Annotated in this window: 21 protein-coding genes; 14 read left to right on the top strand and 7 right to left on the bottom strand. The window is 67.6% G+C overall.

Annotation, left to right across the window (positions count from 1 at the left end; all coding sequences use genetic code 11):
• Positions 1-5: 5 nt before the first annotated feature.
• From IEW24_RS16405 to IEW24_RS16395, 3 genes are read left to right on the top strand one after another with little or no spacing between them, the layout of a single operon-like run.
• Positions 6-680, top strand: a complete 675-nt coding sequence (locus tag IEW24_RS16405; RefSeq protein ID WP_244644463.1) for an AroM family protein — start codon at positions 6-8, stop codon at positions 678-680.
• Positions 677-1,783: an S-methyl thiohydantoin desulfurase family protein gene (locus IEW24_RS16400; protein WP_188580516.1), complete on the top strand. Its 1,107-nt coding sequence runs from the start codon at positions 677-679 to the stop codon at positions 1,781-1,783. Before IEW24_RS16405 ends, IEW24_RS16400 begins: the two co-directional genes overlap by 4 nt.
• Positions 1,784-1,785: 2 nt before the next feature.
• Complete coding sequence (locus IEW24_RS16395; protein ID WP_188580514.1) at positions 1,786-3,339, top strand: hydantoinase/oxoprolinase N-terminal domain-containing protein; 1,554 nt, start codon at positions 1,786-1,788, stop codon at positions 3,337-3,339.
• 59 nt (positions 3,340-3,398) lie between these two features.
• On the opposite strand, the gene IEW24_RS16390 is transcribed toward IEW24_RS16395, so the two are convergent.
• From IEW24_RS16390 to IEW24_RS16370, 5 genes are all read right to left on the bottom strand, one after another.
• Positions 3,399-4,253, bottom strand: a complete 855-nt coding sequence (locus IEW24_RS16390; protein ID WP_188580512.1) for an ABC transporter permease — start codon at positions 4,251-4,253, stop codon at positions 3,399-3,401.
• A 277-nt stretch (positions 4,254-4,530) separates the two neighbouring features.
• Entirely contained in the window at positions 4,531-5,613 is a 1,083-nt protein-coding gene (locus IEW24_RS16385; protein WP_188580510.1) for an extracellular solute-binding protein, read from the bottom strand.
• Positions 5,610-6,689 (bottom strand): ABC transporter ATP-binding protein, encoded by a 1,080-nt coding sequence (locus tag IEW24_RS16380; RefSeq protein ID WP_188580508.1) that lies wholly within the window; start codon positions 6,687-6,689, stop codon positions 5,610-5,612. The genes IEW24_RS16385 and IEW24_RS16380 overlap by 4 nt, the downstream gene beginning before the upstream one ends.
• Positions 6,690-6,694: 5 nt before the next feature.
• Positions 6,695-7,462 carry an ABC transporter permease gene (locus tag IEW24_RS16375; protein ID WP_188580507.1) on the bottom strand — a complete coding sequence of 256 codons (768 nt, stop codon included), beginning with the start codon at positions 7,460-7,462 and terminating at the stop codon, positions 6,695-6,697.
• Between the two features lie 79 nt (positions 7,463-7,541).
• A complete protein-coding gene (locus IEW24_RS16370; protein ID WP_188580505.1) occupies positions 7,542-8,225 on the bottom strand; it encodes a TIGR00725 family protein in 684 nt (227 codons plus the stop codon).
• A 148-nt stretch (positions 8,226-8,373) separates the two neighbouring features.
• On the opposite strand from IEW24_RS16370, the gene IEW24_RS16365 reads away from it, so the two are divergent.
• Positions 8,374-9,168 carry a DeoR/GlpR family DNA-binding transcription regulator gene (locus tag IEW24_RS16365; protein ID WP_188580502.1) on the top strand — a complete coding sequence of 265 codons (795 nt, stop codon included), beginning with the start codon at positions 8,374-8,376 and terminating at the stop codon, positions 9,166-9,168.
• Between the two features lie 3 nt (positions 9,169-9,171).
• Here IEW24_RS16365 and IEW24_RS16360 read toward each other — a convergent pair whose 3' ends face one another.
• Positions 9,172-10,107: a GlxA family transcriptional regulator gene (locus tag IEW24_RS16360; protein WP_188580500.1), complete on the bottom strand. Its 936-nt coding sequence runs from the start codon at positions 10,105-10,107 to the stop codon at positions 9,172-9,174.
• Between the two features lie 90 nt (positions 10,108-10,197).
• Here IEW24_RS16360 and IEW24_RS16355 point away from each other — a divergent pair, with 90 nt between their 5' ends.
• The 10 genes from IEW24_RS16355 to IEW24_RS16310 all read left to right on the top strand — a co-directional run bounded on the left by IEW24_RS16355 (position 10,198) and on the right by IEW24_RS16310 (position 22,570).
• On the top strand, positions 10,198-10,731 hold the full coding sequence (locus IEW24_RS16355; RefSeq protein WP_188580498.1) for a cysteine hydrolase family protein: 534 nt from the start codon (positions 10,198-10,200) through the stop codon (positions 10,729-10,731).
• 182 nt (positions 10,732-10,913) lie between these two features.
• On the top strand, positions 10,914-11,894 hold the full coding sequence (locus IEW24_RS16350) for an HlyD family secretion protein (RefSeq protein ID WP_188580496.1): 981 nt from the start codon (positions 10,914-10,916) through the stop codon (positions 11,892-11,894).
• Between the two features lie 3 nt (positions 11,895-11,897).
• A complete protein-coding gene (locus IEW24_RS16345; RefSeq protein WP_188580494.1) occupies positions 11,898-12,896 on the top strand; it encodes an FUSC family protein in 999 nt (332 codons plus the stop codon).
• A gap of 636 nt (positions 12,897-13,532) precedes the next feature.
• Positions 13,533-15,095, top strand: a complete 1,563-nt coding sequence (locus tag IEW24_RS16340) for an ABC transporter substrate-binding protein (protein ID WP_244644479.1) — start codon at positions 13,533-13,535, stop codon at positions 15,093-15,095.
• 71 nt (positions 15,096-15,166) lie between these two features.
• Entirely contained in the window at positions 15,167-16,108 is a 942-nt protein-coding gene (locus tag IEW24_RS16335; RefSeq protein WP_188580490.1) for an ABC transporter permease, read from the top strand.
• A complete protein-coding gene (locus IEW24_RS16330; RefSeq protein WP_188580488.1) occupies positions 16,108-16,995 on the top strand; it encodes an ABC transporter permease in 888 nt (295 codons plus the stop codon). The genes IEW24_RS16335 and IEW24_RS16330 overlap by 1 nt, the downstream gene beginning before the upstream one ends.
• The gene (locus IEW24_RS16325) at positions 16,992-18,647 is read left to right on the top strand and encodes an ABC transporter ATP-binding protein (protein ID WP_188580487.1); all 1,656 of its coding nucleotides are present in this window, start codon (positions 16,992-16,994) and stop codon (positions 18,645-18,647) included. The genes IEW24_RS16330 and IEW24_RS16325 overlap by 4 nt, the downstream gene beginning before the upstream one ends.
• A gap of 17 nt (positions 18,648-18,664) precedes the next feature.
• Positions 18,665-20,164, top strand: a complete 1,500-nt coding sequence (locus IEW24_RS16320; protein WP_188580485.1) for a M81 family metallopeptidase — start codon at positions 18,665-18,667, stop codon at positions 20,162-20,164.
• 34 nt (positions 20,165-20,198) lie between these two features.
• On the top strand, positions 20,199-21,362 hold the full coding sequence (locus tag IEW24_RS16315; protein ID WP_188580483.1) for a M20 aminoacylase family protein: 1,164 nt from the start codon (positions 20,199-20,201) through the stop codon (positions 21,360-21,362).
• A gap of 74 nt (positions 21,363-21,436) precedes the next feature.
• Positions 21,437-22,570 (top strand): M20/M25/M40 family metallo-hydrolase, encoded by a 1,134-nt coding sequence (locus IEW24_RS16310; RefSeq protein ID WP_188580677.1) that lies wholly within the window; start codon positions 21,437-21,439, stop codon positions 22,568-22,570.
• Between the two features lie 19 nt (positions 22,571-22,589).
• On the opposite strand, the gene IEW24_RS16305 is transcribed toward IEW24_RS16310, so the two are convergent.
• Complete coding sequence (locus IEW24_RS16305) at positions 22,590-23,624, bottom strand: histone deacetylase family protein (RefSeq protein WP_188580481.1); 1,035 nt, start codon at positions 23,622-23,624, stop codon at positions 22,590-22,592.
• Positions 23,625-23,632 lie beyond the last annotated feature (8 nt).

The following is a 23,632-nucleotide window of genomic DNA, read 5'->3' as shown; positions in this document are numbered from 1 at the left end:
TCACCATGAGCAAGAAGCGTATGGGTGTGGTCGTCATCGGCCAGAGCCCCCGGCCGACCGTCGTCGCCGAGATTGCCGCCGTCATCTCCCCCGATTTCGAGATCGAGCTGCGCGGCGCCCTCGACGGCATGACCCGCGAGGAGATCGACACCATCCCGCCCAGGGACGGCAAGGACGCCCTCTTCACTTTGCTGCCCAGCGGTGAGCCCGTGCGCATCAGCAAGGCCGAGGTGGAAGCCCGCGCCGCCGTGCAGATCGCGCGCTTCGCCGAGGAAGGCATGGCGGTGACGCTGCTCGCCTGCACCGGCAAGTTCCCGAACCTGCCGGAAGACGGCAAGGTGATCTTCCCCTCCGCCGTGCTGCACAAGGCGGTGGAGGCGGTGCTGCCCAAGGGCCGGCTCGGCGTATTCTCGCCGCTGGCCGAGCAGAGCGCGCTCATTCACAAGAAGTGGGAGCGCGCCGGCATCGAGGTGGTAGGCGTCACCCTCCAGCCCGGCTCCGACGAGGCGGCCGTGGACGCCGCCGCCGCCGAAATGGCGGCGCTGAAGCCCGACCTCGTGGTCATGGACTGCATGGGCTATTCCAGCGCCAACAAGGCCCGCGTGCGCCATACCTACAAGGGCCCGGTGATGCTCGGCATTTCCTCCTCCGCCCGCATGGTCGAGGAACTGCTGTCATGAGCGCCCCTTCCCTTCGCGACATCACCGCCGAGGAAGTCGAGGCGCTGGCCATCGGCGCCTGGGTGCTCGGCACCGGCGGCGGCGGCAGCCCCTATCTGGGCCTCCTGAACCTGCGCCGCCTCTATGCCGAAGGCCGCACCGTGCAGCTCATGTCGCCGCACGATCTGGAAGACGACGACTGGGTGGCCGTGGTGTCCAACATGGGCGCGCCGCTGGTGGGGCAGGAGCGCCTCGCCGACAGCCGCAACACCGCCCGCGCCGTGCGCATGCAGGAAGAGATCAACGGTATCAAGTTCCGCGCTGTCATGTCGGTGGAGATCGGCGGCGGCAATGGCGTGCAGGCCCTCATGGCCGCCGCCGAGCTGGGGATTCCCGTGGTGGACGCCGACTGCATGGGCCGCGCCTTCCCCGAAGCGCAGATGACCTCGGTGGCCATCGGCGACCTGAAGCCCTATCCCTGCACGCTCTATGACCCGCGCGGCATTGAGGCCGTGGTCACAAAAGTGCCCAGCTGGAAATGGATGGAGCGAGCGAGCCGCAAGATCTGCGTGGAGATGGGCTCCATCGCCTCCACCTCCAAGGCCCCGCGCACGGGCCGCGAGGTGAAGGATTGGGGCATCCACTTCACCACCACCGCCGCCATCCGCATCGGTCAGGTGGTGATGGAGGCGAACCGCCGCCATGAGGATCCAGTGGCCGCCATCCTCGCCTCCGAGGGCGGCATCAAGCTGTTCACCGGCAAGGTGGTGGACGTGGCCCGCCGCACCACCGAGGGTTTTCTGCGCGGCAGCGCCGTGGTGGACGGGCTGGAGGACGATCGCGGCAGCCGCCTCGAACTCTCGTTCCAGAACGAATGGATCGTGGCCTGGCGCGACGGCGAAGCCATCGCCACCTCGCCGGACCTGATCTGCGTGCTCGATACCGTTTCGGGCAATGGCGTCGGCACCGAGACGGTGCGCTACGGCCAGCGTGTCACCATCATCGCCTTGCCTGCCCCTGCTTTGCTCACCAGCCCCAAGGGACTGGAGCACGTGGGCCCACGCGCCTTCGGCTACGACCTCGAGTTCAAGTCCCTCTTCCCCTCCGCCGGCCAGGGAGCCTGAGCATGCGTCGTATCGGCATTGACGTCGGCGGCACCAACACCGACGCTGTCCTCCTCGATGGCACCACCGTCATCCATTCGGTGAAGCGCGCCACCACGGCGGACGTGACCACCGGCATTCTCGACGCCCTCGCCGCCTTGCGCGAGCACCCCGCCACGCGCGGCAAGGTGGATGCGGTGGTGATCGGCACCACCCATTTCATCAATGCGGTGGTGCAGCGCCGCCATCTGCAGAAGGTGGCCGCCATCCGCCTCGGCATGCCGGCGAGCGCGGCCCTGCCGCCCTTCTGCGACTGGCCCAGCGATCTCGGCACGCTGGTGAACGGCAACATCTTCATGCTCGAAGGCGGGCATGATTACGATGGCCGCCCCTTCATGCCGCTGGACACCAAGGGCGTGCGCGCGGCGGCCAGAAGCATCCGCGAACAGGGCATCCGCTCGGTGGCCATCTCCGCCATCTTCTCCCCGCTCGATCCCAGCGGCGAGGAGCAGGCACGGGACATTCTGCTGGAGGAATGCCCGGACGTGGCCATCACCCTCTCGCACGATCTCGGCCGCATCGGCCTTCTCGAGCGGGAGAATGCGGCGCTGCTCAATGCGGGGCTGCGCGATCTCGCCACCACCACGGTGGCAGCCTTCCGCAAGGCCATCGCCGACAGCGGCATCGACGCCCCGCTCTACCTCACCCAGAACGACGGCACGGTGATGCAGGCGGAAGTCGCCATGCAGTTCCCGGTGATGAGCTTCGCTTCGGGCGCCACCAATTCCATGCGGGGCGCAGCCCATCTCTCCGGGCTGGAAGACGCCATGGTGGTGGATGTGGGCGGCACCACTTCTGACATCGGGCAGCTCCGCAACGGTTTTCCGCGCGAAGCCAATTCGGTGGTGGAAGTCGGCGGCGTGCGCACCCTGTTCCGCATGCCGGACCTGCTCTCCATCGGCCTTGGCGGCGGCAGTCATGTGGACCCGGTGACGGGGCGCATCGGCCCGCTCTCCGTGGGCTATCGCCTGACGCAGGACGCCCTCGTGTTCGGCGGCGCCCAGCTCACCTCCACCGATATCGCCGTGGCGGCCGGCATGCTGGACATCGGCGACCGGTCGCGGGTGAAGCACCTGACCGCCGATTTCATCAAGCAGGCGCTGGACGATGCCCGCCGCCAGCTTGAGGACAATGTGGACCGCATGAAGACCGAGGCGGGCGAAGTGCCCTTGCTGGCGGTGGGCGGCGGCGCCTTCCTGGTGCCGGAGAAGCTGACCGGCTGCTCGGAGATCGTGCGCGTGCCCCATGGCGATTGCGCCAATGCGGTGGGCGCAGCCATAGCGCAGGTGAGCGGCGAGACCGATCAGGTGTTCCGTGATCTCTCCCGCGATGCGGCCATCGAGGCCGCGCTCACCATCGCTCGCGACCGCGCGGTGGCGGCGGGCGCCGACCGCGACAGCCTGAAGACCGTGGACGTGGAAGACATGCCCATCGCCTACCTGCCCGGCAACGCCTTGCGCGTGCGGGCGCGAGTAGCGGGCGGCATCGCCACGCCGGACGTGCGCGACGCGGCCTGAGCGGCCCGCATCAGACAACAGGCCGGCGGTGCTTCCGCCGGCCTTTTTCGTGCGCGGCCTCAGACGACGCGACGGGGCCGAAAAAGCTCGGCCACGCCCACCACGAGGCAGCACAGGCCCATGAGCAGCAGCGAGATGGCGGCGGCGGCGGGGAAGTCCGAACCGGCGTCGGAAATCTTGGAATAGAGCACGAGGGGCAGGATGTTCACCTGCGTGCCCACCAGCGCCAGCGCCGTGCCATAGGCGCCGATGGCGACCGCGGACGTCAGGCAGAAGGCGGTGATGAGCGCCGGCATCACCTGCGGCACCAGCACGTCGAGATGCGCGGTGATGTTGCCGGCCCCCAGCGAGCGGGCAGCGGCGATCTGGGAACGGTCGAAATTGCTCAGCACCGGCAGCATCACCAGCACCACGCGCGGGATCAGATAATAGGAGTAGGCGAGACCGAGGCCCACGGGCGAGAAGATGAAGCCGCCCACCACCGCCGGATCGGCGCCGAGCTTCGCCAGCAGCAGCGTGACAAAGCCGGAGCGCCCGAAAACGAGGATGAAGCCATAGGCGATGACGAGGCCGGAGAAGGTGAGCGGCAGCGAGATGGCGAACAGCGCCAGCGCCTTCACGCCCTCCGACAGGCGCGAGAGATGGAGCGCCACGAGGAAGCCCACCACCACGGAGAAGGCGGGGGCGAGCGTGCCGAGCACGAGGCTGCCCTTCACGCCCTGCCAGAACACTGGATCGCGCAGCACCCGGCCGAATGCCGCGCCATTCTCCGCCGCCGCCTCGCGGGCGACTGAGATGAGCGGCAGCACAAAGAACAGGCCCAGCAGGATCAGCGCCGGCAGCACGAAGGCCAAGCGGATGCCTCGCCCCGCGAGGGGGATGGAGCGGCCGGTGGGTGCGTTCGTGTGTGCCATGGAAGGCCTGCTTCGGTGACTGATGGGACTTCGCCGCCCCACGGGACGGATCCCCTCTCCCGCTTGCGGGGGAGCGGCCTTTTGAGCCCTCCCCCCTTGCGGGGGAGGGTTGGGAGGGGGGTAGTGCCCTCTCCGTTGGCCTGACGCGGTTTCGAGCCCTCGCCCGATTGGAAAGGTATCGCGGACGTCACCCGCGTTACCCCCCTCTCCAACTCTCCCCCGCAAGGGGGGAGAGAGCATGTCCCGCAGACGGGAGAGGGCTTTCGTCAGCGTCCGCTCAATTCCCGAGCACCTGCTTGGCCCAGAGCTGGTCGATCTCGGCCTTCTTGGCGCTGGCCTTGGCCACATCCAGAGGCGTCGCCTTGATGGCCGGCATCTGGGCGGCCACAGAGGCCGGCAGGTCCACGCCGGGCACGGAGGGGCGCACATAGCCTTCAGCGAAGCGGGCCTGACCGTCGGCGCTCATGATGAAGTTGAGCCACAGCTTGCCGGCGTTCGGGTTGGGGCCGTTCTTCACCAGGCTGATGGCATAAGGCGCGGCAACCGTGCCCTCGGCCGGGATCACCACCTCGACGGCATCGCCCATGCCGTCCTTGTACTTGGCTTTCAGGCCGTCATTCTCATAGCCGATGAGGATCGGAATCTCGCCCTTCAGGAACTGCGCATAAGGCGTGGTGCCCACCGTGCGCAGCACGTTGCCCGCCTTGTGCAGCTTCTCCAGATAGTCGATGCCCGGCTTCACATTGTCGATGCTGCCGCCATTGGCATAAGCGGTGGCGATCGCCACCACCTGCCCCTGCCCGGTGGAACGCGGATCGAGATAGACCACCGTGTTCTTGTATTCGGGCTTCAGCAGATCGGCCCAGCTTTTGGGCGGGTTCTTCACGAGGTTCTTGTTGATCAGCAGCGCAGGGCTCAGCGTGTGGATGGTGAACCACTTGCCGTCGGCCTGCTTGAACTCGGGCACCAGCTTGTCGAGGTTCACCGGCTGGAAGGGCGCCACCACGTCCTTGGCGGCGGCATCCAGCGCGGAGCCCGCGAAATAATAAGCGGTGTCGGCCTGCGGGCGGTTGCGCGACTTGTCCAGCGCCACCACCGTCTGGGCGGAGCCGATGTCGTTATAGACGATCTCCACGCCCGGATAGCGCTTCTGGAACGCCTTGAACTGCTCGCCCCAATTGGCCCAGATGGGGCCGGTGTCGAAGGAGACGACCATGCCTTCCTTCTTCGCCGCCTCATAGAGCGCGGCCTCTCCGGGGAACAGCTCCGGACCTTCCAGAGCCATCGCAAACGTCGGCAAAGCGACGGCGGGCAGAGCGAGCGCGACCGCGGTGGCGGCCTTGATCAGCCAATGGGTCATGACGGTTTTCCTGTGTGGGCAGGGTTTTGGGAAGCAGTCGAATCGGGAGGAAGCAGCCGGATCGCCTCCGGCGGGATCGAGACGGCATGGATGGCCGTCCGGATGGTGGTCTCGATGCGCACGATGCCGCTGCCCACCTCAAGGTCGCAGCGGCGCTGGGCGCCGAGGAAACGGTCCGCATTCACGAGACCATAGAAGACGTTGGGCCGGCTGGCGTTCGGCAGCTCCGCCAGCGGCTGCACCGCCTCGGGGCGGGCGAGCACCGTCACCTGCGCGCCGTTGGCAAAGCCCGTGGTGTCGCAGGCGAGCAACCCCAGCGGCGTGCCGACGCGCCCGGCGGCCTCGACCACGCCGGGCCAGAGATTGGCATGGCCCACGAAGGCGGCAACCGTGCGGTTGAGCGGGCGATCATAAAGCTCGCGCGGCTTGGCCACCTGCACCAGCCGGCCGGCATGCATCACCGCCACCCGGTCGCCCATGGAGAGCGCCTCCTCCTGATCATGGGTGACATGCAGGGTGGCGATGCCGGCGCCGCGCTGCACGCGCACGATCTCGTCGCGCAGATCGTTGCGCAGCGAGGCATCGAGCGCGGAGAGCGGCTCGTCCAGCAGCAGCGCGCGCGGGGAAAACACCAGCGCACGGGCCAGCGCCACACGCTGCTGCTGGCCACCGGAGAGGCTGGGCGGCGCGCGCTCGGCGAAGTCCGCAAGGCCCACCCGGGCCAGCGCATCCAGCGCCCGCGCCCGACGCTCCTTCTTCGCGATCTTCCGCACCTTCAGCGGATAGGCCACGTTGCGCCACAGGCTCATGTGCGGGAACAGGGCATAGGACTGGAAGACGACGCCCAGCGCCCGCTCGTGCGGCGGCAGACGGGTGACGTCGCGCCCGTCCACGAGAATGCGTCCGGTGTCGGGCACGGCAAAGCCGGAGAGCAGCTTCAGCAGCGTGCTCTTGCCCGAGCCAGAGGGGCCGATGACGGCCAGCAGTTCGCCGGTGGCGATCTCCAGATCAATGTCGAACACGCCGCCCGTGCCACCGGGATAGCGGAAGGAGACATTTTCGAAGCGCACGCTCATGACGATCACCCCGCCCGTGCCGCGCGGGCGGTGAGCGCGCCGGCAGCGGAGGCCAGAATTGCGAGCACCAGCAGCACGATGGTGGCGGCGCAGGCAAAGCCGGTGGCGCCGTAGAAGGCCTGCAACAGCGTGATGGGATAGGTGCGGGTGAGGAAGCCGGCGATCAGGTTGGAGATCTGGAACTCGCCGATGGAAATGGCCGAGACGGTGATCAGCCCGGACAGCAGGCTGTGGCGCAGGAGCGGGAGCACGATATCGATGAACCGGCTGGAGAAAGGCGCGCCAAGCGTTGCCGCCACCCGTTCCAGCTCATCAAGCTTCAGGTGGGCCATGTCGGCGAGCAGGATGTTGATGAGATAAGGCAGCGTCACCACCAGATGGGCGGCGATCAGCAGCCAGATGGAGCCGAGCCACGGCAGGGTGTCGGACGAGAACACCAGAATGAAGCCGAAGCCGAGCACCAGCTCCGGCGTGGCGATGGGCAGCAAAGTGAGGATGCGCGCCGCCGCCTTCGCGCCGCGCCGTGCGCTGGCATGGATGGCATAGGCCAGCGGCACCGCGATCAGCGTGTTGAGCACGCAGGTGGCGGCCACCACCTTCAGGCTGGTGAGAAAGGCGCGCTGGAAGCTCGGGTCGGCTGCCAGCTGCGCATACCATTCGCCCGTGAGCCCCGAGGGCAGCAGCGTGTTGGTCCACGACTGCCCCACCGAGCCCAGCGCCAGAAGGGCGATGGGCGCGATGAGAAACAGGAGATAGAGCACGGTGGCCAGCACGGCAGCGGGAGCCTCTTGAGATGCAGGCCCCTTGTGGCAGGGGGCAATGATACTTTTATGACATGATGTAAGTTTTCGATCAGCCGACTGAAGGCCCGCTATCCAACCGGAGGAAACGCGCCGCCACGTGGGCCAGCGCCTCGTCCACGCTGGCGCAGGTGATCGTGCCGGGCACGGTGGGCGCGTTCAGCATGGCCAGAACCTTGCGGTTGAAATGCATGCCGAAAGCCATCTCGCTAAGCGTGCCATATTCGCCGCCAACGGCCACCAGAGCCTCGCAGGCGCGGGCCACGATGGCGTTGCGCGCAGGTCCGAGGCCGGTGGCCAGCGGCACCGTCACATAGGGATTGGCGCTGTCCCATTCGTTATCGGGAATGATGCCGATGGTCATGCCGCCGGCGGTGAAGGCGCCCCGGCTGGCGGCTTCCATCACGCCCTTGCGGCCGCCGGTCAGCACCGTGAGCCCCACCTTGGCGAAGGCGCGGCCGAGGGCCTCGGCCACCTCCTCCTGCGCCGCATTGGCGGCCTTGGGGCCGATGATGCCAACGGGCACCCGGCGCATGCGGCCGGTGCCGGTGAGCAGCTTCAGTGCCTCCACCGGCGTCACGGCGCGGGCATCCGCGCCAACCGGAGCGCCGGCCCGCCATTCCAGCGCCCAGGGATCGAACTCCTGCGACGCGCCGTCCGGCCCCACGCGGAAGAGACAGCCGCTGTCGCTCCAGAACAGGCGGGCATCGGCGGCGGAGGCAGCAAGGTCGGTCATGGCAATTCTCTTTCCGGAAGGCGGCAGTCTCGACGGGCCGCAACGCATCACATACGCTCCGCCCATGTAAGTTTTCTTACATCCGTCATGGTTGGCTTGCTAGAGAGACGGCGGCCGTGTTTTCCAGCGCCGCGCTTCCGGAGTGTCCATGCCCCCGATTGCCACTGATGCCGACACCGACCTCTCGCCCCGCCAGCAGGAGATCGTGGCCCGCGTGCGCGCTCAGGGCTTCATCCCTCTGGAAACGCTGGCGCGGGCGTTCGATGTCTCCACCCAGACCGTGCGGCGCGACATCATCCGCCTCGACGAGGCCGGGCTGATCAAGCGCTTCCATGGCGGCGCAGGCCCGGTGGAGACCACAACCCGCCTCGCCTACAGCCAGAAGCGCACCACCGCCCCGGACGGCAAGAAACGGCTCGCCGCCGCCTGCGCCGCGCTCATCCCGCACGGCTCCTCCGTCTGCCTCGATGTGGGCACGACGGTGGAGGCGGTGGCGCGCGCGCTGCTGGAGCACCGGCGCATGCATGTGATCACCACCAGCATTGGCGCCGCCGCCATCCTTGGCGGCACCGAGGTGGGCGACGTGGTGGTGACGGGCGGGCTGATCCGGGGCGTCGACGGCTCGCTGGTGGGGGAAGCGGCGCTCGCCACGCTCAAGGGCCTGCGCATGGATACCGCCGTGATCGCCTGCTCCGGCTTTGATGATCTCGATGGCGCGGTGATGGACTTCGACGTGCTGAAGGTGGCCACCAAGAAGGCCATGATCGCCCAGTCCCGCCGCACCATACTGGTGGCGGACGCCTCCAAATTCACCCGCTCGGCGCTGGTGCGGGTGACGGATTTCGAGGCGGTATCCATACTCGTCACCGATGCCCCGCCCCCGCCGGCCCTCGCCGCCCGCATCGCCGAGGCCGGCTGCCGGGTGGTGGTGGCGGACGAGTAGCCGCTAGCAGAGCCTCTGGCGCGCCAGCCACTGCGTCGGTGTCAGACCAAGCTCGGAGCGGAAGGCCGCCCGCAGCGCATGGGCATCGGGAAACCCGCATTGCGCGGCGACATCCTCCATGCCGCGCGCACCAGCCGCCAGCAGTTCCTGTGCCCGGCTGAGACGGGCCTGTTTCAGCCAGTCTCCAAGGCTACCGCCCGTGCGCGCCCGGATCTGCCGGGTCAGGCTGCGGCGGCTCATGCCGGCACGCGCCGCCAGATCGTCCAGCGCGGGCAGCGCCTGCGGATTGTCGCGCAGGAGCGCCAGGATTTCGGTCACGCGGCGATCGGCGGACGAGCCGATCGCGGGGCGCTCGGTCCATTGCGGCTGGGTGCCAGAGCGCTGGGGCGCGACCACCAGATGGCGGGCAACGCGGTTGGCCTCGCCAATGCCCGACAGGCGGCCGAGCAGATGCAGGCAGCAGTCCAGCCCCGACGCGATGCCGGCCGAGGTCAGCACGCTCCCCTCATCCACGAACAGAGCCCCCGGATCGACGGAAACGGCCGGAAAACGCGCCGCGAAAGTCTCCGCGCGCGCCCAATGGGTTGTCGCACGCCGCCCGTCCAGAACGCCCGCCTGTGCGAGCCCGAATGCACCGAGACACAGGCCGACCACCACGGCGCCCCGCATGTGCGCCGCCTGCAACTCGGCCACGATCTCCGGCAGCACCGGCTCGTCCGCATCGCGCCAGCCGGGCAGGATGACCACATCGGCCTCACGGGCCGCCGCCAGCGGATGCGGAACCTCGATCGTCAGCCCGCCGGTTGCACGCAGGCGCTTCTCGCCGGCGCACATGTCGATGCGATGCGGCCCGGCAACAAAGGGCTCGCCGAAGACCGCCAGCGGCGTGGACAGCATGAAGGGGCTGATGGCGTCATAGGCGAGAACGGCGAAACGCATTGGCCCGATTTACATGAAATATGTCAATCGGGCCACTGATCAGATCGCCAGCGGCCGGCCAGAATGCACAAAACCAAGGAGTTCCCGCCGATGACCCGCACCCTTCTCGTGATCGACATCCAGAATGACTATTTCCCCGGCGGCGTCCTGCCGCTCTGGCAGGCCGAGGAGACGGAGCAGCGCATCGTCGCAGCCATCGGGCAGGCGCGCGCCGCCGGAGACAAAATCGTTCTGGTACGCCACATCTCGGTCGCTGAGACCGGCCTCTTTGCGGCCGGCGGGGCCGGCAATCACATCCGTTCCGCCATTCTGGATGCCGCCGGCGATGCCCCGGTGGTGACGAAGCACGTGGCCGATTCCTTTCAGGAGACGGACCTTGCGCACCACCTCTCCGGCACCGACGAATTGCTGGTGTGCGGGATGATGACTCAGAACTGCGTGGTCTTCACCGCACTCTCGCGGGCGGCCGATGGCTTTCAGGTGCAGGTTCTGGGCGATCTCTGCACGGCTCCCACGGAAACCGTCCATCGCATCGCGCTGAATGCGCTCCAGTCCAAGACGCGGGTGATCACGGCAGAGCAGGCATGGGCTCACGCCCCGGTTCCGGCACCCGCCGCCCTCTGACGGGGCCGCGGCGCAACCGGCCATCGGCGACGGCAACAAGGTGGTGACGAGGGGAACCAGTGGGTACAGGCCGGGAAATGCCGGCCCGGTTGCCGCAGGCCGATGCGGCAACGCAAGTCCCGCGCTAGTCTTGCGTGCTGCATGAGCCTCGCCGTGTCTCAAGTCGCAGCCGGAGACTGCCCGTGCTTTCGTTCATTGAACGCCATGTTGTCGCCTGCCTGATCGCCGCCATCGCGGCGGTGTTCCTGCTGTACGAAACCTCGGTCCGCTTTTTCGCCTATACGGGCGATGCCTTCGTGGACAGCAATGTGGTCTTCATCGCGCCCGAGGTCTCCGGCCCTCTGGCGAAGATCGGCATAACCGACGATGCCACCGTGGCAGCCGGCGCCCTGATCGCCGAGATCGATCCCGAGCCGTTCCGCATCGCCGAGCAGAGCGCGCAGGCGGCGGTCACGCTCGCCGCCAAGCGCACGAAGATGGCGCAGGAGGCCATTGCCGAGAGCACGGCCATGGTGGAGGCGGCACAAGCCACCCGGGACAATGCCCAGCGCGAGCAGACCCGCGCCGAAACCCTCGCCAAGACCGGTGACATCTCGGACGCGGACCTCGATTCCGCCCGGCGCAGCGCCACCGTGGCCGATGCCGAGCTGCGCAAGGCGCAGAGCCTGCTCGCGGTCGCGCAAGGGCTGGTGGAGGTGCGGCAGGCGGAGGATGTCGCCACCGCGAGCGCCCTCGACAAGGCGCAATACGATCTCGCCCACACCCGCATCCTCGCCCCCGTGTCGGGGCGGGCGGCGCCGCTGACAGTGCGCACGGGCGACTATGCCACCGCCGGCAAGGCCCTCGCCGCCGTTGTGTCGAACGACAACTGGCACATCATGGCGGCGGTGGACGAGCGCCACCTCTCGCGCCTGAAGGTCGGCCAGAGCGTCTGGTTCAGCATCGCCTCCGATCCGTGGCGTCCCCATCGCGGCACGGTGCGCTCCATCTCCCCCGGTATCGCCCGCACCGCCAGCGAGCAGGGCCCGCTGCCCTTCGTGCCGCTGGACACGGACTGGATCCGCCTACCCCGCCGCTTTCCGGTGCTGATCGACATGGGCGAACTGCCGAAGGCCGCCCCGCTCTATCGCGGCGCCGATGCCCGCGTGCTGATCTGGTTCTGAGCCATGGCACCGGCCCCTTCCGCATGGAGCGCACGGCAGGGCCTGATCACAGCCTCCAGCGTCCTGGCTGCCGTGGGGCTCGCCGCCTTTCTTGGCCTTCAGGATCTGTGGTGGGCGGCGATCTCGGCCTGGGTCGTCGCCAATCCGGACATGACGGCGCTGTGGCGCAAGATCGCCATGCGGCTGGCCGGCACCTTCGTCGGGCTGACGGTGGGCTATGCGCTCGCGGTGGCCATGGAGGGGCAGGTGCTGTTCCAGGCGCTGGCGCTGTTCATCATCTGCGCCATCGGCTCCTACCTGCGCTTCACCAGCCGGTTCGGCTATGCGTGGTTCTACGGCATGATCACGCTGATGCTGATGATCGCGGTCAGCATCATGGAACCGCAGGTGCTGTTCTCCTTCGCCCAGTTCCGCTTCGCCGAGATTTCCTGCGGCGTGTTCGCGGTGGCCTTCGTGCACACCATCGCCCGCGCCGGGACAGCGCCGCCCCCGCACGCCCCCGCCACGCCCCACACACCGGACCTCGACCTGACGCGCCTTGCGCTGGTGGCTGGCCTGACAGCGGTGGCGATGGTGGCGCTGTGGTCGTGGTTCGACATCCCCTCCATGCCGCAGGCCATGGGCTCCAGCCTTGCCGTGCTCGATCGCGACTTCGCCACCATCAACGTGCGCGCGCGACAGCGCTTTCTCGGCTGCGCGCTGGGCGGCGGGCTCGGGCTTCTCGCCCTGCTGCTGCCGCTGGAGGTGCTGCCCCTCTATGCGGTGACGCTGTTCGCCGGCCTGTTCTATTTCTCCCGCCTGCATCATGGCGGAGGCGCACACAGCTATGTCGGCACGCAGGGCGGCATCGCCTTCATCACCGCTCTCGTCAGCGGCAGCGGACCTCCGGCCGAACTGCTGCCGGTGGTCGAGCGGCTCGGCGGGATCACCGTGGGCGTGGTGCTGATGGTGACCATCGCGCAGGTGCTGGCACTGCTGATGCGGCGCACGGCGCGGGCCTGAGAGCCCGTTTGGAAAAGTCGGACGGGCGCCGACGGGGCCGGCTAACCCTGTGCAGAACCTATACAAATAGCACGCTATACAACACATCCGGTCAAAGACATCCGCGCCCACGGAACAGGCAGTGACGCCCCCGTTTCAAACGTCCGTTTCGGGCGACGGAGAGGCATCCGGAAACCTTATCCGCGCTCGCCAGAACGCCGATGAAACGTCGTCATTTTATGAAGTTCCGCCCGCTGGAACCGGGCCGGCAGGGACAATGCTTTGCCTGCGCCATGAGCGATGCACCGTTCTTCTGTACCGGCACCGCGCTATATTTTAATCACGCATCATTGTTGTGCAGAAGGGGCAGCTTTCGTAGGGTTCCAGCCAGCCAACTGGCAAGGCCGGGCGAGACCGGAGGAGAGCGGGTCCATGCCCGCTCGCGTCTGGCGCCGAAGGAGCGACCGCACCGCTTTCGCGTCACCTGAATTCAGCCCCGGCTTTTGCGTCCCGCATAGAACTGACCTTCAGCACAAGAACGGCCCAGCCGCACTGATCATTCCATCATTACGAGGGGATTGCTGCATGATCTGGTTCAAGAACGGCATTACCGTATCCCGCCGAACAGCCACGAGGACAGTGACTTCGGCCCTGACGATGGCCTCCGTCATCGCCCTCGGCCTCGGGGCGCTCAGCCCCGCCGCGCAGGCCGCCGGCACCACCATCCGCGCCGTGATGCATTCGGGCCTGAGGGTGCTGGATCCCATCATCACCACCGCCCACATCACCCGCAACCACGGCTACATGATCTACGACACGCTGTTGTCGATGGACGCCAACTACAAGCCGCAGCCGCAGATGGCGGAGTACAAGATCTCCGACGACGCGCTGACCTACACCCTCACCCTGCGCGACGGCCTGCTCTGGCACGACGGAACGCCGGTGACGGCGGAAGACTGCGTGGCCTCCATCAAGCGCTGGGCCCAGCGCGACACCGGCGGCCAGATGATGATGGACTATACGGAGAGCCTGACGGCGGCAGATCCGAAGACCATTGTGCTCAAGCTCAAGAAGCCCTTCGCGCCCGTGCTGGACATGCTGGCGAAGCCCTCCTCCGTGGTGCCCTTCATGATGCCCAAGCGCATCGCCGAGACGCCCGCCATGGAAAGCATCACCGACCAGATGGGCTCCGGCCCGTTCCGGTTCGTGAAGGAGGAGTTCCAGCCCGGCGTGAAGGTGGTCTACGAGAAGTTCGACAAATACATCCCCCGCAAGGAGGCCCCGAGCTGGACCGCCGGCGGCAAGCAGGTGTTCGTGGACCGGGTGGAATGGGTGAACATGCCCGACGCCCAGACAGCGCTGAACGCGCTCGGTTCCGGCGAGATCGATTACATCGAGTCCCCGCCGGTGGACCTTCTGCCGATCGCGGAAGGCAATCCGGACATCAAGAAACTGGCCTGGAATCCGCTCTACAGCCAGACCATGGGCCGGATGAACTTCCTCAACCCGCCCTTCGACAATGTGAAGATCCGCAGGGCGGCGCTCATCGCCATGAGCCAGAACGACACGCTGGCGGCGGTGTCCGGCAATCCGGAATACTACAAGGCCTGCCCCTCCATGTATGGGTGCGGCGTGCCGCTGGAGACGGCGGCCGGTGCCCCCAAGAGCTTTGCCACCGGCGACGTGAAGGCGGCACAAGCGCTGCTCAAGGAGGCGGGCTATGACGGCACGCCCATCGTCATCCTCCAGCCCACCGACGTGGTGACGGTCTCGCCGCAGCCGGTGGTGGCGGCGCAGGCGCTGCGCAACGCCGGCTTCAAGGTGACGCTCCAGCCCATGGACTGGCAGACGGTGGTGATCCGCCGCGCCAGCCAGGCGCCCATCGCGGAGGGCGGCTGGCACATGTTCTTCACCAACTGGATCGGCGCCGAGGTGTGGACGCCCCTCGTCAATCCCATGCTCAACGGGCGTGGCAAGAAGGGCGGCTTCTTCGGCTGGATGGAGGATCCCGAGCTCGACAAGATGCGCGACGCCTTCGCCGGCGCCAAGACGCTGGAAGAGCAAAAGGCGCTCGCCACCAAGATCCAGGAGCGGGCCTATGACGAGGTCGCCTATGTGCCGCTGGGCACCTACACCGTGCCGGCCCTGCACCGCACGTCGATCAGCGGCATCCTGACCGGCCCGGCGCCCGTGTTCTGGAACATGAAGAAGGCCAACTGACGCGACAGGCGCCCGGCCCCCCGGCCGGGTGCCGCTTCGAAAACGTCCCGACGCCGGAACGAGGTCCAGCCATGCTCGCCTACACCCTGCGGCGCATCCTCGCCGCCATTCCCGTGATGGGCGTGGTGGCGCTGTTCGTCTTCCTGCTGCTGCGCCTCACCCCCGGCGATCCCGCCGCCATCATCGCCGGCGACACCGCGACGCCAGCGCAGCTGGAAGCCATCCGCACCAGCCTCGGCCTCGACAAGCCGATCCCGGTGCAGTTCGCCACATGGATCGGCCAGCTGGCGCAGGGCGACCTCGGCACCTCGCTTATTTCCAAGACGCCGGTGACGACGCTCATCGGCCAGCGCCTCGGCCCGACGCTGAGCCTCGCCCTCATCACCATGGTGCTGTCCATCCTCATCGCCGTGCCCATGGGCGTGCTGGCGGCGTGGAAGCACGGCACGCTCATCGACAGTCTGGTGATGGCGCTGTGCGTGCTCGGCTTCTCCGTGCCGGTGTTCGTCATCGGTTATCTGCTGATCCAGGTGTTCGCCATCCAGCTGCGCTGGTTTCCGGTGCAGGGCTTTTCCAGCATCGTGAACGGGCTCGGCCCCTTCTCCCAGCGGGCCACTTTGCCCGCCTTCACGCTGGCCTCCATCTATGTGGCGCTCATCGCCCGCATGACCCGCGCCAGCCTGCTGGACGTGCTGGGCGAGGATTACATCCGCACCGCCCGCGCCAAGGGGGTGGCCGAGCGCAAGGTGCTGTTCCGCCATGCCCTGCGCAATTGCGCGGTGCCCATCCTCACCGTCATCGGCACCGGCTTCGCGCTGCTCATCTCGGGCGTGGTGGTGACGGAGAGCGTGTTCAACATCCCCGGCCTCGGCCGCCTCATCGTGGATGCGGTGCTGGCCCGCGACTATCCCGTCATTCAAGGGCTCATCCTGCTCACCTCGGGCATCTATGTGCTGATCAACCTTCTGGTGGATCTCTCCTATTCCCTGCTCGATCCGAGGATCCGCTACTGATGGCCTCCTCCTCGCACACCGATGCCGGCGCCCTGCCCGTCGCCCGCCCGCGCTACATCCCCAATCTGGCTCATCTGCGCTTCGCGCCGACCGTGGCGGGGCTGTGCCTGCTGCTCATCGTCCTCATGGCGATCTTCGCGCCGCTGATCGCGCCGCACGATCCCATAGCCATGCTGCCGGCCCAGCGCCTGAAACCACCCAGCGACACCTTCCTGCTGGGCACCGACGCCTATGGCCGCGACCTGCTCTCGCGGCTCATCTATGGCGCGCGCATCTCTCTCATCGTCGGGCTCGGGGTCATGGTGATCGCCATTGCGGTGGGCCTGCCGCTCGGCCTGCTGTCGGGCTATTTCCGCACGCTGGATGCCATCCTCATGCGCATCATGGATGGGCTCATGGCCATTCCCAGCGTGCTGCTGGCCATCGCCGTGGTGTCGCTGTCCGGCTCCTCGCTGCTCACCGTGATGATCGCCATCACCATCCCCGAGGTGCCGCGCGTGGTGCGGCTCGTGCGCTCGGTGGTGCTCTCGGCCCGCAACGAACCCTATGTGGAGGCGGCCATCGCCATGGGCACCCGCCTGCCAGCGCTGCTCGCCCGCCATCTGATGCCCAACACCTATGCCCCGCTCATCGTGCAGGGCACCTATATCTGCGCCTCCGCCATCCTCACCGAGGCCATCCTCTCCTTCCTCGGGGCGGGCATCGGCACCGAGACGCCCTCGTGGGGCAACATGATCTCGGAGGGGCGCATGTATTTCCAGCTCAAGCCCTCGCTCATCTTCTGGCCCGGCGTGCTGCTTTCCATCTGCATCCTGTCCGTGAACCTGATCGGCGATGCCGCCCGCGACCTGCTCGATCCGCGGCTCAAGAAGAGGACCGGTGCATGAGCGATCCCGTCACCCGCGATCCCGTCACTCCCGTCCTCGCCGTCACCGACCTGCGCGTGCATCTGCCGGCGAGCCGCATTCAGGTGCTGGACGGCATCTCGCTGGACATCCTGCCCGGCGAGACGCTCTGCCTCGTGGGCGAGAGCGGCTCCGGCAAATCCGTCACCTCGCTCGCCACCATGGGCCTGCTGCCGAAGAAGGCGCTGGCCATTGCGGGGGGCAGCGTGAGACTGGAGGGCGAGGAACTGGTGGGCGCCTCGGATGCCCGCCTGCGCGCGCTCCGCGCCAGCCGCATGGCCATGATCTTCCAGGAGCCCATGACCGCGCTGAACCCGGTGATGCCGGTGGGCCGGCAGATCGAGGAGGTGCTGAAGACCCACATGCACCTCTCCGCCCGCGAGCGGCGGGAGAAGGTGCTGGCGATGATGGAGCAGGTGCACCTGCCCAACATCGAGCGCGTCTATGGCTCCTATCCGCACCAGCTCTCCGGCGGCCAGCGCCAGCGCATCATGATCGCCATGGCGCTGATCCTCGACCCCAAGCTGCTGATCGCGGATGAACCCACCACGGCACTGGACGTGACCACCCAGAAGCAGATCCTGAAGCTCATCAAGGAGATGCAGGAGCGCATGCGCACCTCGGTGCTGTTCATCACCCATGACATGGGCGTGGTGGCGGATATCGCCGACCGGGTGTGCGTGATGCACCACGGGCAGATGGTGGAGACCGGCGCGGTGGCGGACATCCTGCGCAGCCCGCGCGAGGACTATACCCGCCGCCTGCTGAGCGCGGTGCCCAGCCTCACCCCGCGCCCGCCCCGGCCGGACGCCACGCGGGAAAAGGTGCTCACCGTGAGCGAGCTGGCCAAGACCTATGCCCAGCGCAGCCTGTTCGGCCCGAAGCGCGAAACCGTGGCGGCAGAGGAGGTGAGCTTCACGCTCGGGCGCGGGCGCACGCTCGGCATCGTGGGCGAGAGCGGCTCGGGCAAGTCCACGGTGGCGCGCTGCGTGATGCGGCTCATCGACCCCACGTCCGGCTCCATCCGCCTCGGCACGCAGGAGGTGTCCGACCTCTCCCCCGCCACGCTGCGCCCCTTCCGCAAGCGCATCCAGATGATCTTTCAGGATCCCTACCGCTCGCTCAACCCGCGCATCAATGTGGGCGAGAGCATCGCGGAAGGCCCGTGCAATTTCGGCCTGCCGAAGGCGCAGGCGCTCCGTCGCGCCCGCGAGCTGATGACGCTGGTGGGCCTGCCGGAGGATGCGGTGGAGCGGTTTCCACACCAGTTTTCCGGCGGCCAGCGCCAGCGCATCGCCATCGCCCGCGCGCTCGCCATGGAGCCGGATGTGCTGGTGGCGGACGAGGCCGTCTCGGCGCTGGACGTCTCCGTGCAGGCGCAGGTGCTGGACCTCTTGGCCGACCTTCAGACCCGGCTCGGCATCGCCATATTGTTCATCACCCATGATCTGCGGGTGGCCGCGCAAATCTGCGACGACGTGGTGGTGATGCACAAAGGTCGTATCGTCGAGCACGGCACCGCCGAGGACGTTCTTGCCCGCCCCAGGGCGGATTATACCCGTGACCTTCTGGCCGCCGCCCCCGGCCGCCACTGGGATTTTGCGAACTTCCGGCCTCTTGAGACGGCCGTCTGACCCCGAGGACCAAGCTTATGCCCCGCATCGCCGTCGCCGGCTTCATGCACGAGACCAATACGTTCGCCCCTGCCCCCGCCGGCTATGCCGCCTTCGAGCATGGTGGCGGCTTCCCGCCCTTCAGCCGGGGCGAAGAGATCTTCGCGCGCATGCCCGGCAAGAACACCGGCCTCTCCGGCTTCATCGCCGCTGCCGCAGAGAAGGGCTGGGAGGTGCTCCCCACACTCTGGTGTGCCGCTGCCCCTTCCGCCCATGTGACCGAAGACGCCTTCGAGCGCATCATGGCCGAGATGCTGGAGCGCATGGCCGCCCTCGGCCCCGTGGATGCGGTCTATCTCGACCTGCACGGCGCAATGGTGACGACCCATCTGGACGATGGCGAGGGCGAGACCGAAGCCCGCGTGCGTGCCCTCATCGGCCCCGACGTGCCGTTGGTGGTGAGCCTCGATCTGCACGGCAACCTCACCCCGCGCATGGTGGCCGAGGCGGACGCGCTGGTGGCCTATCGCACCTATCCGCACGTGGACATGGCCGATACCGGCCGCCGCGCGGCGGATGTGCTGGAGGCCCGGCTGGCCGTAGGAAAACCGTTCGCCAAGGCGTTCCGGCAGATCCCCTTCCTGATGCCCATCGCCTGGCAGTGCACGGAGATGGAGCCGTGCCGGACGCTCTATGCGCAGCTCGCCGAAATCGAGCGCGACATGGGGCTGGTGCACCTCTCCTTCCTCCCCGGCTTCCCCGCCGCCGATTTCGCCGACTGCGGCGGCAGCGTGGTGGCCTATGCGGACACGCAGACGAAGGCCGATGCCGGCGCCGACGCGCTCACCGCCCTCATCAATGCGCAGGAGGATGCCTTCGCGGGCAGCGCGTTCTCGCCGGAGGACGGTGTGCGCAAGGCCATGGCGCTCGCCGCTACCGCCAGCCGCCCGGTGGTGATCTCGGACACGCAGGACAATCCCGGCGCGGGCGGCTCCTCCGACACCACCGGCATGCTGCGCGCGCTTCTCGCCTGCGGCGCGGAGCGCGCGGCGCTCGGCCTGATGGTGGACCCGGAGACAGCGGAGGCCGCGCACAAGGCGGGCGTCGGCGCAGAGGTCACGCTGAAGCTCGGCGGCAAGTCGGGCATTCCGGACGATGCGCCCTTCGAGGGCACCTTCGTCGTCGAGGCGCTGTCCGAAGGCACGTTCGATGCCACCGGCCCCTATTTCGGCAAGGGCCCCATGTTCCTCGGACGCTCCGCCTGCCTGCGCATCGGCGGGGTGCGGGTGGTGGTGGCCTCACGCAAGGCGCAGCTCGCCGATCAGGCCATGTTCCGCTACGTCGGCATCGAGCCCACCGAGCAGGCCATCCTGGTCAACAAGAGTTCGGTGCATTTCCGCGCCGATTTCACGCCCATCGCGGAAACCATTCTGGTCTGCACCGCGCCCGGCGCCATGCCACTCTCGCCCGCCAGCCTGCCGTGGAAACATCTACGTCCGGGCGTGCGCCTCGAGCCCAATGGGCGTAGCTTCGCCTGAGCGTTGGATCCATTATTCGAGGAAAGGTTTAGTCATGCCTACTTTGCCTGAGATCGAAGCTTTCTCCGCCGACCTTGTCGCCATTCGCCACGACATCCACGCCAATCCCGAAATCGGCTTCGAGGAAGTGCGCACCTCCAGGCTGGTGGCCGAGAAGTTGGCCGAGTGGGGGATCGAGGTGCACAGCGGCATCGGCAAGACCGGCGTGGTGGGCGTGCTCCATGGCACCAAGGGACCGGGCAAGACCATCGGCCTGCGCGCCGACATGGACGCGCTGCCCATGCAGGAAACCACCAACCTGCCCTATTCCTCCAAGAATCCGGGGGTCTTTCACGGCTGCGGCCACGATGGCCACACCACCATGCTGCTGGGCGCCGCGCGTTATCTGGCGAGCCATCGGGATTTCGCCGGCACCATCCATTTGATCTTCCAGCCGGCGGAAGAAGGCCTCGGCGGCGCGCGGGCCATGATCGCGGACAAGCTGTTCGAGCGCTTTCCCTGCGACGAGGTCTATGGCCTGCACAACGCCCCGCATATGGACCCCGGCATGGTGCGCCTGTTCCCCGGCCCGGCCATGGCGGGGGCTGACTTCTTCGACATCAAGATCACCGGTCATGGCGCCCACGGTGCCCGTCCTGAATCCTCCCGCGACCCGATCATCGTGGCCACGGCGCTGGTGCAGGCGCTGCAATCGGTGGTGAGCCGCAATACCGATCCGCAGCAGGCGGCCGTTCTGTCTGTCACCAAGATCCATTCCGGTTCGGCCTACAACGTCATCCCCGAGGAGGCGACGCTGGGCGGCACCATGCGCTTCTTCGATCCGGCCACGGGCGATTTGATGCGCCAGCGTATGCGCACCATCGCGGCGGGCATCGCCGCGACCTTTGCGGTGGACATCGAAGTGGATATCCGACCCATCTTCAGCGTTCTGGTGAACCACGAAGCGCAGACCGCCGCCGCCGTGGAGAGCATCGCCAAGATCGTGGGGGCGGAGAACGTATTGACCAATGTCCAGCCCGCCATGGGCAGCGAGGATTTCGCCGACATGCTGCAAGCCGTGCCTGGTTGCTATTTCTGGGTGGGGCATGAGGGCAATCTGCCGCTGCACAATCCCAGCTTCATTCTCGACGACGGCATCCTGCCCGTGGGCGCAAGCCTGCTGGCGACGGTGGCCACCGACCGCCTTGCCGCCGGCTAGAGCCGGATCGGGTCAGATTGACTCAATCTGACCCGTGAATCCGCCTCTAACACCTTGATAGAGAATGTTTCGTGATGGATCTGAGTGCCTTGCCGTTCGACACCGGCTCCATGCTGGCGCGCCTGCGCCCATGGGTCGAGTGCGAGAGCCCCACCTATGACCCCGCCGCCGTCTCCAAAGCGGTGGCGCTGGCCGCTCGCGATGCGGCTGCGGCCGGCGGCGCGGTGGAGCACATCCCCGGCCCGCCCGGCCTCGGCGATTGCGCCCGCATCCGCTTCCCTCACGCCAAAGGGGACGCGCCGGGCATTCTCGTGATGGGCCATTTCGACACCGTGCATCCCATCGGCACGCTGGCGAAAATGCCCTTCCGGCAGGAGGGCGACCGCTGCTGGGGGCCGGGCATCATGGACATGAAGGGCGGCACCTTCACCGCTCTGGAAGCCCTGATCCAGCTCACCAGAGCCGGCATCGAGACGCCCTTGCCCGTCACCTTCCTCTTCACCTCGGACGAAGAGATCGGCACGCCGGGCACGCGCGACCTGATCGAGACCGAGGCGAAGAAGCACAAATACGTGCTGGTGCCGGAGCCGGGCCTCGCAGACAAGGGCGTGACCACCGGCCGCTACGCCATCGCCCGCTACAAGCTCACCGCCCATGGCCGCCCGAGCCATGCGGGCTCCACCCTGAAGGAAGGCCGTTCGGCCATCCGCGAGATGGCGCGGCGCATTCCGCAGATCGAGGACATGACCTCGGACGACTGCACCTTCTCCGTGGGCGTGGTGCACGGCGGCCAGTGGGTGAATTGCGTCGCCACCACCTGCGAGGGCGAGGCGCTCTCCATGGCCAAGCGGCAGGTAGACCTCGACAGCGGCACCGCGCGCATCCTCGCCCTCAACGAGCGGCGGGAGGACGGCACCGGCTTCGAGGTGACGAAGAGCGTGGTGCGGCCGGTGTGGGAGCCGGATGCGGGGACACAAGCGCTCTATGAGCAGGCGAAGACCATTGCGGCCAGCATCGGGCTCGACCTGCCGCACCGCTCCTCCCCCGGCGGCTCGGACGGCAACTTCACCGGCGCGCTGGGCATTCCCACACTGGACAGCCTCGGCCCCTCGGGCAAGGATTATCACACGCTCAACGAGCACATCATCGTCCACACGCTGGCCGAGCGCGGCCGGCTCATCGCCGGACTGATGGCGCAGCTGAGCTGAGGCGCTTTGCCCGCCGCGCTCAGGCGCGGCGGGCATCCTCGAACGCACCCAGAAACGCCACCACATTGTCGGAGAGCGACGGGCCGAGATAGCCGCCCTCCTGCACCAGAACCGTGGGCAGGCCGAGCCCTGCCACCCTGGCGGCGCCGATGCGGAACCCTTCCGTGGTCATGCCTACCAGCGACAGCGGATCGTCCTTCGCCATGTCCACGCCCAGTGACAGCACCAGCGCCTGCGCGCCCGACGCGCGGATGATGTCGAGCGCCGCATCATAGCTGGCGAGGATGTCGTCCACGCCGGCGCCCACCGGCAGCACCAGATTGTGGGTCGCGCCAGCGCCTGCGCCCTCCCCCGTCTCGTCCGCATAGCCCATGAAGAAGGGCGTGTAGTCGCTGGGATCGGTGTGGATGGAGACGTACACCACGTCGCCCCGGCGGTAGAAGATGTCCTGCGTGCCATTGCCCGCATGGGTGTCCACGTCCAGCACCGCCACTTTCTGGAAGCGCCCCAGCAGGTGATGGGCGGCGACCGCCGCATTGTTGAAGAAGCAGAAGCCCCAGCTGGCGTCCTGCACCGCATGGTGGCCGGGCGGGCGGCAGAGGGCGTAGATGTGGTCCGCCGCCCCTGAGCGCACACGCTCCGCCGCCTCGATGGCGGTCTGGGCCGACCAATAGATGGCCTCCGCCGTGCCTTCCACCACCGGGCAGGAGGTGTCGGTGGAATAATAGCCGAGCTTGCCGATGACGCCCTTGGGCACCCGCCAGTTGCGCCGGTCGGTGTGATAGTTCGGCACCGCCGGCACGGTGGTGCCCGTGGCCGTCACCCAGTCCGGCCATGCGGTCATGAAGAAATCGACATATCCATCGTCATGCACGGCCTTGATGGGCGCGAGGCCATGGTCGCGCGGGGCTTCCATGGTGTGGCCGGCGGCGAGCAGCGCATCGCGCACGAGAATGGCGCGCTGGGGCTGCTCGGGATGGGGAATGAAGGCGCCCCGACGGAAATAGAGCTCCGGATCGTGCAGGAGCTGGCGTGGATCGAAAATGAACTGCATGACGTCCT

Source organism: Azorhizobium oxalatiphilum (genome assembly GCF_014635325.1).
In the GTDB taxonomy this organism is placed as follows: domain Bacteria; phylum Pseudomonadota; class Alphaproteobacteria; order Rhizobiales; family Xanthobacteraceae; genus Azorhizobium; species Azorhizobium oxalatiphilum.
This window is presented reverse-complemented; position numbering and strand designations above follow the sequence as displayed.